The sequence below is a fragment of the Desulfocurvus sp. DL1XJH-121 genome, from assembly GCF_054819825.1.
Genome location: NZ_JBTVWW010000022.1, coordinates 34,366 through 48,878, shown reverse-complemented (window position 1 = coordinate 48,878; position 14,513 = coordinate 34,366). Strand labels below are relative to the sequence as shown.

12 protein-coding genes are annotated in these 14,513 nt (G+C 65.9%); 7 read left to right on the top strand and 5 right to left on the bottom strand.

The features are described from left to right. The first annotated feature begins 110 nt into the window (after positions 1-110). Positions 111-1,190, top strand: coding sequence for a potassium channel family protein (locus ACYYG1_RS14120; RefSeq protein WP_461210970.1), 1,080 nt, complete (start codon positions 111-113; stop codon positions 1,188-1,190). 93 nt (positions 1,191-1,283) lie between these two features. Here the strand turns inward: ACYYG1_RS14120 and ACYYG1_RS14115 are convergent, their stop codons facing one another. Then, positions 1,284-2,792, bottom strand: coding sequence for a glycosyltransferase family 2 protein (locus tag ACYYG1_RS14115; RefSeq protein WP_461210969.1), 1,509 nt, complete (start codon positions 2,790-2,792; stop codon positions 1,284-1,286). A 121-nt stretch (positions 2,793-2,913) separates the two neighbouring features. Here ACYYG1_RS14115 and ACYYG1_RS14110 point away from each other — a divergent pair, with 121 nt between their 5' ends. The 3 genes from ACYYG1_RS14110 to dapB are packed head-to-tail and all read left to right on the top strand — an operon-like array spanning position 2,914 to position 6,533. Then, complete coding sequence (locus tag ACYYG1_RS14110) at positions 2,914-3,645, top strand: glycosyltransferase family protein (RefSeq protein ID WP_461210968.1); 732 nt, start codon at positions 2,914-2,916, stop codon at positions 3,643-3,645. Then, the gene (ligA, locus tag ACYYG1_RS14105) at positions 3,642-5,735 is read left to right on the top strand and encodes an NAD-dependent DNA ligase LigA (RefSeq protein ID WP_461210967.1); all 2,094 of its coding nucleotides are present in this window, start codon (positions 3,642-3,644) and stop codon (positions 5,733-5,735) included. The genes ACYYG1_RS14110 and ligA overlap by 4 nt, the downstream gene beginning before the upstream one ends. A gap of 18 nt (positions 5,736-5,753) precedes the next feature. Continuing rightward, positions 5,754-6,533: a 4-hydroxy-tetrahydrodipicolinate reductase gene (gene dapB / locus ACYYG1_RS14100; protein WP_461210966.1), complete on the top strand. Its 780-nt coding sequence runs from the start codon at positions 5,754-5,756 to the stop codon at positions 6,531-6,533. 252 nt (positions 6,534-6,785) lie between these two features. On the opposite strand, the gene ACYYG1_RS14095 is transcribed toward dapB, so the two are convergent. Both ACYYG1_RS14095 and ACYYG1_RS14090 read right to left on the bottom strand, forming a co-directional pair. Then, entirely contained in the window at positions 6,786-8,300 is a 1,515-nt protein-coding gene (locus ACYYG1_RS14095) for a GNAT family N-acetyltransferase (RefSeq protein WP_461210965.1), read from the bottom strand. Next, positions 8,293-9,483: an MFS transporter gene (locus ACYYG1_RS14090; protein WP_461210964.1), complete on the bottom strand. Its 1,191-nt coding sequence runs from the start codon at positions 9,481-9,483 to the stop codon at positions 8,293-8,295. Before ACYYG1_RS14090 ends, ACYYG1_RS14095 begins: the two co-directional genes overlap by 8 nt. Positions 9,484-9,815: 332 nt before the next feature. Between ACYYG1_RS14090 and ACYYG1_RS14085 the strand changes: the two genes are divergently transcribed. From ACYYG1_RS14085 to ACYYG1_RS14075, 3 genes are all read left to right on the top strand, one after another. Beyond that, complete coding sequence (locus tag ACYYG1_RS14085) at positions 9,816-11,456, top strand: sensor domain-containing diguanylate cyclase (protein WP_461210963.1); 1,641 nt, start codon at positions 9,816-9,818, stop codon at positions 11,454-11,456. A gap of 145 nt (positions 11,457-11,601) precedes the next feature. Then, positions 11,602-12,066 (top strand): hypothetical protein, encoded by a 465-nt coding sequence (locus tag ACYYG1_RS14080; RefSeq protein ID WP_461210962.1) that lies wholly within the window; start codon positions 11,602-11,604, stop codon positions 12,064-12,066. An 18-nt stretch (positions 12,067-12,084) separates the two neighbouring features. Next, entirely contained in the window at positions 12,085-12,645 is a 561-nt protein-coding gene (locus ACYYG1_RS14075) for a BON domain-containing protein (RefSeq protein WP_461210961.1), read from the top strand. 265 nt (positions 12,646-12,910) lie between these two features. Here ACYYG1_RS14075 and ACYYG1_RS14070 read toward each other — a convergent pair whose 3' ends face one another. Together ACYYG1_RS14070 and ACYYG1_RS14065 are read right to left on the bottom strand one after the other, a co-directional pair. After that, on the bottom strand, positions 12,911-13,639 hold the full coding sequence (locus tag ACYYG1_RS14070) for a hypothetical protein (RefSeq protein WP_461210960.1): 729 nt from the start codon (positions 13,637-13,639) through the stop codon (positions 12,911-12,913). Positions 13,640-13,757: 118 nt separating this feature from the next. Then, on the bottom strand, positions 13,758-14,507 hold the full coding sequence (locus tag ACYYG1_RS14065) for a DUF72 domain-containing protein (RefSeq protein ID WP_461210959.1): 750 nt from the start codon (positions 14,505-14,507) through the stop codon (positions 13,758-13,760). Positions 14,508-14,513: the final 6 nt, after the last annotated feature.

Sequence of the window (14,513 nt, the reverse complement as noted above, 5' to 3'; positions counted from 1 at the left end):
GCGTACTCCCCGCGCTTGCGCTACGTGAGGGTTTGAATTTTTCGAAGCAACGCGGCAGATCGCTGTTTTTCAACGGCCTGTAGCGGGAAAACCTACTACTCGGGAAGCCGATGCACATCTGCAAGCTGGGCTCGGGCAAGAACGACAAGATAGGCCTGTGCGGCCTGCCCAAGATGAATCAGCTCCAGAGGCGCTACGGCAGCTTCTGGCCTCTGATCATGGGCTTCGTGTCCCTGATGGCGATCTTCTTCGCCGGGGTCTACGGCTACATGGTCGTGGAGGGTTGGACCTACCTCGAAAGCTTCTACATGGTGCTCATCACCCTGGCCACCGTGGGTTTCGAGGAGGTGCGCCCGCTTTCGGATAACGGCATGATCCTGACCAGCGTCCTGATCATCATGGGCGTGGGCAACTTTGCGTTTCTCGTGGGCGCGTTCTCCCAGATTCTGGTGGAGGGCCGCCTGCAAACCGTTTGGGGGAGGCACAGATTGCAGAAGTCCATCGACAAGCTGACCAATCATACCATCGTCTGCGGATACGGGCGCATCGGCTCCATCGCCGTGCGCGAGATCCGGCGCGAGGGCCTGCCCGTGGTGGTCATCGAGACCAACGAGGAATTGCTGCCCAGGATGGAGGAGGACGGGGTCCTGTACGTGTTCGGCGACGCCACGGACGACGAGATCCTGGAGCGCGCGGGCATCGATCGGGCCAAGTCGCTGATCACGGCCCTGTCCCACGAGGCGGCCAACGTCTACGTCTCCCTCACCGCGCGCCAGATCCGCTCGGACCTGACCATCGTGGCCCGGGCCAACGAGGAGGCCCACATCCCCAGGCTCAAGCGCGCCGGGGCCGATCGGGTCATGCTGCCGCACACCATCGGCGGCATCCGCATGGCCCAGTCCGTGCTGCGGCCCACGGTGACCAGCTTCCTGGAGCTCACGGTCACGGGCGAGGGCATGGAACTGTCCATGGAGGAGCTGACCGTCTCCGAGCGCTCGGAGCTCTGCGGCCTGAACCTCATCGACTCCAAGATCCGCCAGCGCTTCAACGTGATCATCATCACCATCAAGCGCGAGGACGGCGAGGTCATCTTCAACCCCGACGCGCGCACCGAGCTCAAGGCCGGCGACACGCTCATCGTGGTCGGGGGCAAGGATAATTTGGCCAAGCTGTGGGAGATCGTGGAGTAGGTAGACCGCCATCGGCTTCAGGCGCACGGGCAGGTGAGCCGAGGAAGTCTTTCAATCCCCGGGGCGCGGTCGCGTTCCGGGGCTTTTCATTGGCTACAGCCCCAGGTTTTCCTCTTTGGCCAACACGTCGTCCAGCGCGCGGCGCGCGGCCAGGCGGCGCAGGGCCGGGGCCGCGTCGGGGCCGTAGAGGAATTGCAGCTTCAGGAGGTTGCCTAGGGCGTTGCCCCCGGCCTGGGCGCTCGTGCCCGTGCCCGTGCGCCGGGCGTGGCGCACCGTGAGGTGCCCGGTGTACACGGCCCCGCCCCCGGCCCCGAGCATGCGCAGGTCGTGCTCAAGGTCGTCGAATTGGGTGGGGGAGAAGCGGATGTCAAACTCCCCGGCGGCCAGGAGCCGCTCCGTGGAGAACAGATGGCAGCAGCCCGTGACCGAGGCGCAGGGCCGCGTGTACGCGAACTGGCCCAGGTCCGGGGTCTGCAGGTGCAGGTCCGAGACGTCCAGGCCCGGGGCCTGCACGGTGCGCAGGGGATGCGCCTCGCGCGGTTCGCGCAGGTGCAGGTCCACGTTTTGCACGCGGCCGGGCGCGTCCCGGTCCACCACCTTGCAGCCCCAGGCCGAGGCCTCGGGGTACGCGGCCGCCGCCGCGCCCAGGCGGGCCAGCCAGTCGTGGGGCAGCTCGATGTCGTCGTCCAGGTACGCGGTCCAGCGCGAGGCGCGCACCTCGGGCCGGGACATGAGCCAGTTGCGCGCGGCCGGGGCCCCCACGTTGCAGGGCAGGGTCAGGGGCGTGAAGCGCTCGCCCAGGCGGTGGGCCCAGGCCGAAAGCACCGAGGGCGTGTCGTCGGTGCTGCCGTTGTCCAGGGCCAGGATCCGCGCGTCGTCCGTGTCCGAGGCCGCGAGGCTGGCCAGGGCCGCGTCCAGGTCCGCCGCCTTGTTCCAGGAATAGAGCAGGACGGCTATGGGCCCGCGCGGCATGGACAGGGCCATGTCCGCGCCCGAGGCCAGGTCGGCCAGGCGCAACAGCGCCCCGGCCTGCCAGGGCCGGGCCGCCAGGGACGCGCGCAGGGCGTCCATTGCCCGCTGCCGGTCTCCGGCGGCCAGGGCGCAGGCCGCGTGCAGGTTGGTCATGGTGGTGAGCGGCGCTTGCGCCTCCAGGGCCGCGCAGGCCTCCTCGCCGCGCGCCGCGCGCCCGGCCAGGAAGTGCGCCCGGGCCAGGAGCATGTCCGCGCCCAGGGGGAAGGCCTCGCGCACGGGCGCGGCGGCCCGCGCCAGGGCGTCGGCGTCGGCGTCGGCCAGGGCGGCATCCGCGTCGAGGCGCAGCGGGGCCAAGCGGGGCTTGGCCTTGGCGCAGGCCTGGAGCTGGGCCTTGAGGGCGTCGGGCAACAGCCGCATCCTGGCGTCCAGCCCTAGGATTTGCGCGGCCAGGTCCGCGTCCAGGGGATCGTGTTCCCAGGCGGCGGCCAAGAGGTCCAGGCCCAGGTCCGCGGCCCGGGCCTCCGGGGCCAGGGCCAGGCGGGCGCAGCGCGCGAGGTGCGCCTTTCCCGTGCTTCCGGCCAACAGCGCTTCCAGCAGCTCCGGGGGCAGGGCGGTCCAGGGAAAGGGCATGGGCGGTCCTCGTTCTGTTGCGGTTTCTGCGGCATGCACGTAGAGTGCTGGGTCAACGAAGTGTAGGGCCGCGCAGGCCAAAACGCAAAGAAAAACGGGCCCGCGCCCGCCCAAGGAACCCATGCCGTCCACGCCCCTGGCCGTCGTCATCCTGCACTACGGTGACCCGGACCTGACCCGCCGTCTGGCGGATCAGATCGAGGCCGGGGACCGGGCCGCGGCCCTGGTGCTGGACAACGCCGCGCCCGAGCCGTACCCGGGGGCCTGGGAGCGCCTGCCCGAGAACCTCTACTGGGCCGGGGCCTTCCAGTGGGCCATGGAGCGGCTGGCGGGCGAGGGCTGCGAGCGGGTCTGGTTCCTGAACAACGACCTGTATTTTGTGTCAAGGCCGCCCTTCGGGCCGCGCATCCTGGGGCGGCTGGCGCGCATGGAGCGCAGCCTGGGCCGGGTGGGGATCTGCTCCCCGGCGGTCACGGCCAGCCCCTACCATCCGCAGATGGTGCGCCGAGCGGGTGTGCAGTTCTCGCGCGTGGGGCTTTTGGACGGCATCGCGCCCCTGGTGCATGTGGATGCCTGGCGCGAGGCCGGGGGCCTGGACTTCGCGGACAACCCCTTCGGCTACGGGGTGGATCTGGACTTTTCCCTGCGCGTTGCCCGCGCCGGGTGGGCGCTGGCCGTGGACCACGAGGTCTGCGTGCGCCACGTCTACCACAGCACGGCGGGCGCGGTGGACGGCTTCATGAACCGGGCGGCCCACGCCCAGGACGCGTACCTGGCCGCGCGCCACGGCGAGGACTGGCGCGCCGCGATGGACGTCCTGAAAACCGAGACCACGGACTACGAGATTCCATGACCGAGACTACCGAGAGCGTCCGGGAGCGCGTGCGCGAACTGCGTGGGCTCCTGGAATACCATAACCGCCGCTACTACGTGCTGGACGACCCGGAGATCACCGACGCCCAGTACGACGAGCTGTTCCGCGAGCTGCGCTCCCTGGAGGAGGCGCACCCCGAGCTGGACGACCCCAACTCCCCCACGCGCCGCGTGGGCGGGGCCGTGCGCGAGGGCTTCGAGAAGCGCGCCCATACCATCGCCATGTACAGCCTGGACAACGCCTTCGACCTCGAGGAGTGGGCGGCGTTCATTGAGCGCATCCGCCGCGAGGAGCCCCACGCGCCCCTGGCCTTCTGGGCGGACCCCAAGCTGGACGGGCTGGCCGTGGAGCTGATCTACGAGCACGGCAAGCTCGCTGCGGCGCTGACGCGCGGCGACGGGAGCGTGGGCGAGGTGGTCACGGAGAACGCGCGCACCGTGCGCAACCTGCCGCTGGTCCTGACCCCGCCCGACGGCGAGGAGCCCCCGGCGCTGCTGGAGGTGCGCGGCGAGACCGTGATGCTCAAGGACGATTTCCACGCCCTGAACCAGCGCCAGGAGGAGGAGGGCGGCAAGGTCTTCGCCAACCCGCGCAACGCGGCGGCCGGTTCCCTGCGCCAGCTGGACTCCAAGGTCACGGCCGGGCGTCCCCTGCGCTTCATGGCCTACGGCGTGGGCGCGGCGCGTTGGGACGGCGGGCCCCAGGCCCCGGGCGAGAAGTGGGGCAAGCATTCCGAGGTCATGGGCTATCTGGCGGCCTGCGGCCTGCCCGTGCCGCCCCAGGCGGAGATCTGCGCGGGCCCGGAGCAGGTGGCCGCCAAGTACCAGGGGCTTTCCCAGGGTCGCGACGCGTTGCCCTTCGAGATCGACGGGCTGGTGGCCAAGCTGGACGACTTGCAGCTCCAGGAGGCCCTGGGCTTCACCGCGCGTTTCCCCAAGTGGGCCCTGGCCCTGAAATTCCCGGCGCACCAGGCCGAGACCGAATTGTTGGCCATCGAGGTCCAGGTGGGGCGCACGGGCGTGCTGACCCCGGTGGCGCACCTCGCGCCCGTGTCCGTGGGCGGGGTCACCGTGTCCCGCGCCACCCTGCACAACGAGGACGAGATCCGCGCCAAGGGCCTCAAGGTGGGCGACATCGTGCTGGTGCAGCGCGCCGGGGACGTGATCCCCGAGGTGGTGCGGCCGCTGGAGGAGCGGCGCACGGGCCGGGAGCGGGAGTTCGAGTTCCCCCACGTCTGCCCGGCCTGCGGGTCCGAGGCCGTGCGTCTGCCCGGCGAGGTTGCCTGGCGCTGCGTCAACGCCACCTGTCCGGCGGTGGTGCGCCAGCGCGTGGTGCATTTCGTGTCCAAGGCCGGGCTGGACATGCAGGGCGTGGGCAAGAAGCTGGTGGAGCAGCTGGTGGCCTCGGGCCGGGTCAAGACCCCGGCGGACCTCTTCACCCTGGGCGTGGGCGAGCTGTCGCTGATGGAGCGCATGGGCGTGAAGAGCGCCCAGAACGTGGTGGCGGCCATCACGGCGGCCAAGGGCGCGCCCCTGGACAGGCTGCTGGCCGCCCTGGGCATCCGCCACGTGGGCGAGCGCACCGCCTCAACCCTGGCCGGGGCCTTCCGCGATCTGGACAAATTGGCCGGGGCCGCGCAGGACGAACTCACGGCCCTGCCGGACGTGGGGCCCGAGGTGGCCCAGTCCGTGGGCGCGTTCTTCGGCAACCCGGACAACCGGGCGCTTCTCGCGTCCCTGCGGAACGCCGGGCTGTGGCCCGTGGCCGAGGAGAAGGCGAACGCCGGGGACGGGCCCCTCGCGGGCCTGACCATGCTCTTCACGGGCACCCTGTCCATGCCCCGGCCCCGGGCCGCCAAGCTGGCCGAGGCCGCCGGGGCCAAGGTGGTCAAGGCCGTCTCGCGCAACGTGGACTACCTCGTGGCCGGGGACAAGGCCGGGAGCAAGCTGGCCAAGGCCGAGTCCCTGGGCGTGAATGTCTTGACTGAACAGCAATTCATGGACCTGCTGGCGGGCGGAGCGGCCAAGGCCGCGCCCGCACCGACGCAGGATTCGTTACTGGATTCATAAGATTACCGGAGGGATATAATGAGTACTTCGATCATCGTCATGGGCGCCAAGGGGCGCATGGGCGGCATCATCGCCAATATGGTCAAGGCCGACCCGGAGCTGGAGCTGGCCGGGGTGGTGGAGCGCGCGGGCTGCGAGGACGGCCTGGACATGTTCGGCTGCCTGTGCAGCACGGACCTTGCCGCGCTGCTGCCCAAATGCCCGGGGGCCGTGGTCATCGACTTCACGGCCCCGGCCGTGTCCGTGGCCGACGCCAGGGCCTGCGCCCGGGCCGGGCACCCCATCGTCATCGGCACCACGGGCCTGGATGACGGGCAGAAGGCCGAGTTGGAGGAGATCGCCAAGACCGGCCCGGTGTTCTGGGCCCCGAACATGAGCGTGGGCGTGAACGTGCTCCTGAAGGTGCTGCCCCAGCTGGTGCAGCTCCTGGGCGAGAGCTACGACCTGGAGATGGTGGAGCTGCACCACAACCAGAAGAAGGACGCGCCCAGCGGCACGGCCCTCAAAATTGCCGAATGCCTGGCCCAGGCCCGGGACTGGGACCTCAAGGAGACCGGGACTTACTGCCGCGAGGGCATCATCGGCGCGCGCCCCAAGAAGGAGATCGGCGTGCAGACCATCCGCGGCGGCGACGTGGTGGGCGTGCACACCGTGTACATGATGGGCCCGGGCGAACGCATCGAGGTCACCCACCAGGCCCACTCCCGCGACACCTTCGCCGCCGGTTCCCTGCGCGCGGCCAAGTGGCTGGCCGGGCAGAAGGCCGGGAAGCTCTACACCATGGCCGACGTCTTCTAGCGCAAGCCGTCCACAAGGCGCCGTCTGCTTCGTTGCTGCAAACAAAACAGGCCCTCGCGTATGCCCTGATACGCGAGGGCCTGTTTTGTTTTTTGCGACTTGCATCCGACGCCTTCCGAACGGTTTGCGGGGTGTTTTACCATCCAAGCATTTTTTTGAGTTTGGGAAATGATAAAGTTCATTACGACCGCCGCTTCGTGGACGTGGCCAGGCTGTTCGTGGCGACCTCCTCCTGGGGGCGGTTCGAGCCCGCTATCGCAAGTCCTGCACGCGCTGTTGCTCTTTCATGACGTAGGCCTTGAGCTGGCGGGACATGTCGCCATACACCCTGATCGCATCCATATCGAGCGGTATGTCCACATACTGCATCAGCACCCTGTCGTGCCCGTCGTGGATGTGGGGCATGACTCCGGCAAAGAAGAACCGCAGGCGCTCGCACTGCTCGACCAGGTACGCCGCCGCCTTGTCGTTGGCCGGGAGGAAGAGGTAGACGGCGTCCATTCGATCCTTCCGGCATTGCCGCAACCCGTCGGCTATTTCCTTTACGGTGTCCGCCCCGATGGCGTGGACCACGATGAAGGCGACGTTGAGTTCGTCGGGCAGGGGAAACAGGCTGATCGACGACGCGCCCGAGGGCGGCTCCATGTCCGGCACGCCGAATTCCCTGGGGACTTCCATCCAGCGGTATATGTCGGCGACCATCTCCTGGTGATGCGCGGGGATGAAGATCGTTTCCGGCGACCGGTCGAAGGCGTAATAGTGGTTCACCACCGAGCCTTTTTCCTGCTTCGACGTGGCCAGCTCCTTGACCTGCATGCCGGAGGCGGCAATGCCCAGCATGAGGCAGCATGGCCTGGAGCCCATTACCTCCTGCAAGGCCTTTTGCGAAAAGGTATGCGTTGTGACCGAACAGTCGAAAACGCCTCTGTCTCCTTCGTCCCTGGCCATGTCGAAAAGCAATTGCGCCATCATCGGGGCAAGGTGCGGGGAGCGGTAGGCCGGATCGACAAAGGCAAGCCCCAATTCCGGGACCTTGACCGAAGGATCGTGGTATTTGAAGCCGGAGTGGCCGATTATGTTGCCGCTTTCGGGGTCGATGCCGATGACCGACTTGAATTCCCCGCTCTCGACCTTTTTGGTCAGTGCGTCGAGGTCGTAGAGGAAATCCTCCTGGGTGAAGCCGTAGCACCGCCAGGCAAGGCGGCACACTTCCGCCAGTTCATCGGGGCGGGTCAGGCGCACTTCCGGTTTTGCGACCGTGGGCCTCTTGGTTCGCCGCACGACGGGCTTGGTGTCCAGCACCTCGGCGGGCAGCGAGCCGTAGCGGATTTTTTTGGTCATGCGGACTTCCTTGCCCTCCCGCCCGTGCACGAAACGCTCTACCGAATCCATGCTCTGTTGCATCAGCAATGATCCCAGCCCCGGCATGTCCGCGCTATCCAGATCGGTTGGCATGAACCGCTGTGCCTGGGGATGGTCGAACGGGATGCCCCTTTCCCTGATGGAAATGACCAGGCGGTCCCCCTCGACATAGAATTCGAGATGGATTCGTTCGTCTTCTTTGGCAATGCCGGAGAAATGATCGACCGCATTGCAGAAGGCTTCCTCGACCGCCAGCTTGATGCCGCCTGTCTCACTGCTGTCGAAGGAAAGGGTTTCGGCCACCTGGCTGGCGCACTCGACCGCGGTCCGGACCATGATTTTGCGGACCGGGAGCATGAGCTGGGCAAGAAAAAAACGGACGGGGATTTCAGGTGTTTCAGTCATGACTTTGTGGTGTGTTGGAGTTTTTGAGAAGGCCCATCAGGCCGGCTGAAAGAACCAGGGCCGCAACGCAGGCGCCCCAAATGGACGTGAAGCCGAAACCGGCGGCCAGGGCCAAGCCGCATGCGGTGGGGCCGATGACGAATCCGGCGTCGACCATTTCGATCATCAGGTTGGTGTTGAGGCCGCGGTATTGCGGCGGGGAAATGGTGAACATCAAGGCGTTCATGAGCGGTGAGGCGGAGCCGACCCCCACGCCGAACAGGACGGCGGCGGCATAGAAAACCGCGAGGGAATTCATGGACCGGAGCATGAGCATGCCCCCGGCGAACAGCAGCAGGCTGGCCGCGCCCAGTATTCCCTTGTCGAATCTGTCGAAAAGCGGGCCGAGGAAGAGCCGGGTGGCGATCATCACACAGGTCGCGGCGGAAAAAAAGAGGCCGGGATCGCCGAGGCCGGCCGTGGCGCAAAAGGTTTTGAGAAAGAAGAACATGGAGGAAAAAACGCAGAAGACCAGTCCGTTGGCCAGCAGCAGCACAAGGATTTTCGGTCGGCGCAGGTTCGCAAGCAAGGGTCCCCGGGACAGGGGCTGTCGTGCTTCGGCGGTTTCGGTCCTGGCCTTTTGCACGTGTTTCGACAGCAGCGGAAGCAGGCAGCCCGGGACCAGCATCAGCAAGGCGGTGTACGTGTATATGGCGCCGCCGGCCACCGAGGACAGGCCGTGCCCCAGCATGTAGGGGATCACGGCGTAGGGGAGCAGGGTCATGATGGTGACGATGCCGAAGCCCTGTCCGCTCTTTTCCTCGGGCATGAAGATCGTCAGGAGCGCCACCGCAGCCGACATCATGATCACGTAGGCCGTTCCATGCACTATCCGCAACAGCAGCATGGGCACCAGGGAGGCGGCGTGCGCATAGAGCAGCAGCGAGGCCATCGTCAGGGCGAGACCCGCGGCGATGGCCCGGATCGCGTTATCCGCATCGAGCCAGGGGCTGATGAGGGGCCGGACGATCAGGGCGCTGCCCGAGAAGGCGCCGATGAGCACGCCATGCCATTGCGGGGAGATGGGAAGCTGGTTGAGGAAACTGTAAAAACTGAAAAAGACGGCCAGGTTGCTGAATGCGAACAGGACGAAGACGTTGAGGGTGGCGAAACCGAAATTGCAGAGCGTGCGGGGTATGGCCATGGTGTGAATTAGCTACCTCTCTGAGAGGAGAGAACGCAATGAAAAATTGTGTTTTTTTCTGATGCATGGACCAGGGAAGCATGATGAAACGGACTTCCGGCAGCGCCATGATCCTGCCGAAATGTCGCGTGGTCCCCGGGAGGGGCGTCGCAGCCCGCCTCGCGTGCGCCGCGTGCAAAAAATGCGGGGGCGGCCGCTTGGTCGCCCCCGGCGCTTCTCAATTACCTGCCGCTGTGCTAGATGTTGAACAATGGCCTCTCTTCCGTTCTGGCCCTGGCGGGGATGATGCGTTGTGCGAATCGGGTGAAGCGTAGCCGGGAAAGCAGCGATCCATGCAGAAAATAGCCTTGCGAAAAAGAATACCCTTCAGGTTGTCGTTCATCCTGGTTGGGTTGCTCCTGATGCTGTCCGCGCTGATCGAGGTCTTCATCTATCAGTCCGACATCTTGCGAATAAAGAATGAAATAAACCGCGTGCAAATGGCCAGCGCCCAGCACCTGGCCAGGAGCATCGACAGGAAGCTCACGCAGCGGACCAAGTCCCTTGCGGCCATCGCCGAGTTGTTGGCCGAATCGCATCTCCGGGATTTGGCCCTGCTGGATGGGTACCTGCAGAACTCCATGGACCTGGTGGAGTATTTCTCCCACGGGTTCGGCGTTGTGCGGCCAGACGGGAAGAGCCTGATGGCCGAGAGATTCTCCCTGCCTGCCAAGGACATCCTGCCCGCCGACCTTGAGCGGTGGTGTCGCCTTGCCGGGCGGGAGAAGGGGGTCGTCATCGGCAAGGCCTACCGGGCCCGGGGGACCGGCATCGCCATGTTGTTGTTCGCGGCGGCGATCCGCGACGCCTCGGGGGGGCTCCTGGGGGTGCTCGTCGCTCCCGTCACGCTGGATTCCCCCGATTTCCTCGGGTTCCTGCATGACGACAGCGTGGATTTTCCCAGCGATGTGCTGATAATTTCACGGCGGGATCGTCTGATAGTCGCCTCGTCCCGGGTCGACATGATCCTGAAGCCTGCGCTGGCGCCGGGGGTGATGCCCCTGCGCGACAGGGCCATGGAAGGCTATTCCGGCGTGGGGATCGCCGACGACAACCGCAACATCAGGAACATCGTCGCCATCGAAGGCATGCAATCCGCTGACTGGTTCGTCGTGGTCCATGCCCCCCTCGAAGCCGTCCTCAGGCCCGCGAAAGCCGAAACGATCAGGGATCTTTTCACGCACATCGTGTTCATCGCGCTGGTGGTGGTCGTCATCTTCGGCACCTTGACCATCTATTTCCGCCCCCTCAACAGCGCCGCCGAACAGGTCAGGAGGATGGAGGGGGGCAAGGCCCTGCCGCGTCTTCCGCAGACCACGGACGACGAGATCGGGTATTTGATCGCGGGGTTCAACACCCTTGTGGGCGTCGTCAACGAGCGCACCAGCGCCCTTGAGAGGGCCAACAAACGGCTGCAGGAGCTTTCCCATACCGACGGGCTGACGAAGGTCTTCAACCGGCGCAACTTCGACCGCCGTTTGCGGCAGTATTGGCGCGCGCACCAGCGAAGCGGCCAGCCCCTGTCGCTCATCATCTTGGACATAGATCATTTCAAAAAATACAACGACACGTATGGGCATCAGCAGGGCGACGCGGCCCTGGTTTCCGTGGCCTCGGCGTTGCACGGCATGCTCAAGCGGCCCACGGACGTCTTCGCCCGGTACGGGGGCGAGGAGTTCGCGGCCATCGTGGAAAACGACGAGGCCGGGGCCGTGGACCTCGCGGAGTCCATGCGCCTGGCGGTGGAGAACCTCGCCCTGGAGCATGCGAAATCGCCGCACGGCGTCGTCACCATCAGCCTCGGCGTGGCCTCCCTCGTCCCCGGCCGCGAGGCGACCGAAGACGTCCTGATCCGATACGCGGACGAAGCCCTGTATGCGGGCAAGGAAAACGGGCGCAACCGCGTGGAGGTGTCCAGGGCGGGGAACGGGTAGGATTCGACCGGTCGTCCTGTGTCGAGAGCGTACGGCCCCCGCGCATGCGCGGGGGCCGTGTTTTTCCGCTTCCTCATTGCTTCAAGGCGATGGCGGTGGCATAATCGTAGGGCTTGGAAACCGTTTTGGACAAAGGAGCGAAGATATGGGTTGCGACACATCGCGGCGCAGGGCCTTGAAACAGTTGGCGGGGTGCTCGGTCGTGGCGGCGGCGGGCTTGTTCGCGCCCCTGGCCTGGGCCGACGAGGACGACGCGGACGGCGGCGATGGCGCGAAGCTGGGCAAGGAGGAGCGTGAACGCCGGCGCGAGCTGCGCCAGGAAGAAGAGGAAAGCAAGCGCGCGTTGCGCAAGGACGAGGCCGAGGCGGAGCGCGAAGCCGCCAAGGACGAGCGCGAACTCCGCAAGGAGGAGATGGCGGATGAACGCGAGGCCGCCAAGGAGGAACGCGAACAGCGCAAGGAAGAAATGGCGCGCGAGCGCGAAGAGCGCAAGATCGAGCGTGAACAGGAGCGCGAAGAGGCCGAGCAGGAGCGCGAAGAGGCCAAGAAGATGCGCGAGGCCGAGCGCGAGAAGAAGCTCAAGGGCAAGAACAAGGGCAAGAAGAAGTAGAAGCCCAGGGAGGACCCCATGTACATCCGCATGATCGGGTGCGCGCTGATCGTCGCGCTGGCCATGGCCGCCGCGGGCTGCGGCACCATCTACAAGGCCGCCGTGGACGAGCGCAGCCTGAGCCGACAGGCCTCGGACAAGACTATCTCGGCCACCATCATGAAACGCTATTACGACGACGCGGACATGTCCGTGCTGGGCATCGAGCCCTACACGTACACCGGGCATGTCTATCTCGTGGGCGAGTACGAGAACGCGACGCAGAAGGCCAAGGCCGTGTCCATCGCCAAGGCCGTGGAGGGCGTGGCCGGGGTGACCACGTACCTGCTTCCGGCCAAGGACGATCCCGCCTGCGGCACAACGGAGAATCTGGACATCCTGGCCGGGGTCAAGGCCGCGCTCATCGGCGACGGCGACATCTGGTCCACCAATGTCGAGGTCAAGGTGGTCCAGTGTCAGGTGGTGCTTCTGGGGCTGGTGGGCTCCGAGGCCGAGGTGGGCAAGTCCATCGCCCACGCCAAGGCCGAGGAGGGCGTGCGCGCGGTCAAGTCCTACCTGCGGGTGGCCAACAAGCCCTGACGGACGTTGGCGCCGCCCAGTTCCACAGCCACGTGGACAACGCCCTGCTGAAGTACATCAAAGCGCGTACGTGCGTGCGAAACGAGCCCCAGCCGCGCAGGCGTCCCCGCCATTGCTGCGGAGAAACCGAGCCCACGCGTATCGAATGTTGAATACGCGAGGGGTGTTGCCATTGCCGGCGTCCCGTGCCCGGAGGGAAAACGAAAGGGGACGGCGCAAGTGAACCATCCCCGTCTTTTCCCAATGCATGGTGCCCGCAGCCCGGCTAGACCGAAATATCGACCTCCGCGCCTAAGGTGCTGGACAAGTCAAGGTCGCCGATCAAGGGAGCCGTGTACGCGGAAAGCGCCTGGGCGGCCGCTTGGCCGGTTGTTTGCGGATCGACCTGTGCAGCGGATGACGCATCCGCCACTGTGTTTTGAGGCCTATCAAGCGTCTGATCCAAGGCATCTGGCGGCGCGAGCGCCTCTACTCCATCCGAGGAGCCATCCGTTGTTCCGGGAAGCGGTTCGCCGTTCGCGTCGGTCGGCGCGGTGGCCTCTTGAGCCGCATCCTCGATCTGGTCCCGGCTTTCCTCCAAAACAGGCTCGGAATGTTCGATAGCCTCTTTGTTTTTTTGATTCTTCGCCAGGCGATCGACCTTCAGCTTGTGCAAAACGCCTTCGACATACTTACGGTCTCCGCCGCCCCCACCGTCATCCTTGAGGAAGAAAAGGCCTCCCGCGGCATCAAGCAGAGAGCTCGCGCTGCTGGCCTGAGCGTTTTCAATGCTGTTTTGGATTTGGAATGCGCCCAGCCGCGCCTCGATGTATTTGGAGGTTTCGGAGGCGGCGTTCACAAAGTTTCCGGCCAGCAGGTTGCTGCTGCCGGAGGTCGACGAAGCGGATGTCGTTGCGGCGGAAGCCGTCGAGACGGAAGCGGACGCGGCGCTGGCCAGCGAACTGATGTCCGATGCGAGCCCAAGGTTTGAGGTGCTTCCGATGTACATCTTCATCCCCCGATGACCATCGTTTACCGGCAAATGAATCCCACCAGACCCCTTATCGGCAGTCACGCGTAACTCTTTATGATGCTGTGCGATTTGAATCCGGGTGGGCCACGCTCGCTCGTCCTCAGTCTTCCCCCAGCATCCCCAACAGCCGCATGGCGTCCCCTGGAGCCCGCTGTTCGGCGGTGTTGTCGAAGTAGACCTGCACGTCCGTACCAGCCATGTTCCAGGCCGTGATTCGCACGGCCAGGTCTTCCAGGAATTCCTCGTCATATGCGCTGTAGTAGGTCTGCGGGCTGCCGTGTAGGCGCAGGTAGGCGAGGTTTGCGCAGACCGCGTCCCAGCGGGGCCAGGTGCCGGAGTCGGAGATGCAGTTGGCCACCCGATGTTTTTCCAGAACGTCCCGCGTCTCGTCCGTGAACCAGGTGGGGTGGCGGAATTCCATGACTTGGGGCGTGTGCGGGAAATGCTCGCGCAGCACCGCGCAGAAGCGGTCCAGGCGCTCCACGTTGGCGCGGCAGTGGGCCGGGAGCTGCCAGAGCAGGGCGGCCAGCTTGTCACCCAACTCATCCACGGCCGGGGCGCGGCGGGGGATCGTGGTTTCGGGGTCGAGGAGCCGCTTCATGTGCGTCACGTACTTGTGGCCCTTGACGCTGAAGCGGAAATTCGTGGGCGTGGCTTCGCGCCAGGCGGCGAAGGTCTCGGGGCTCTGCTCGCGGTAGAAGGTGGCGTTGACCTCCACGGCTTGGAACCGCGTGGCGTAGTGCTTGAGCCAGTCCTTTTTCTTCACCCCGGCGTAGAAACCGTTCTTCCAATCCGCGTAGTTCCAGCCCGAAAGGCCGATGAGGCGCTGGGGCGAGGGTGTCGTGTGCATGTGTCC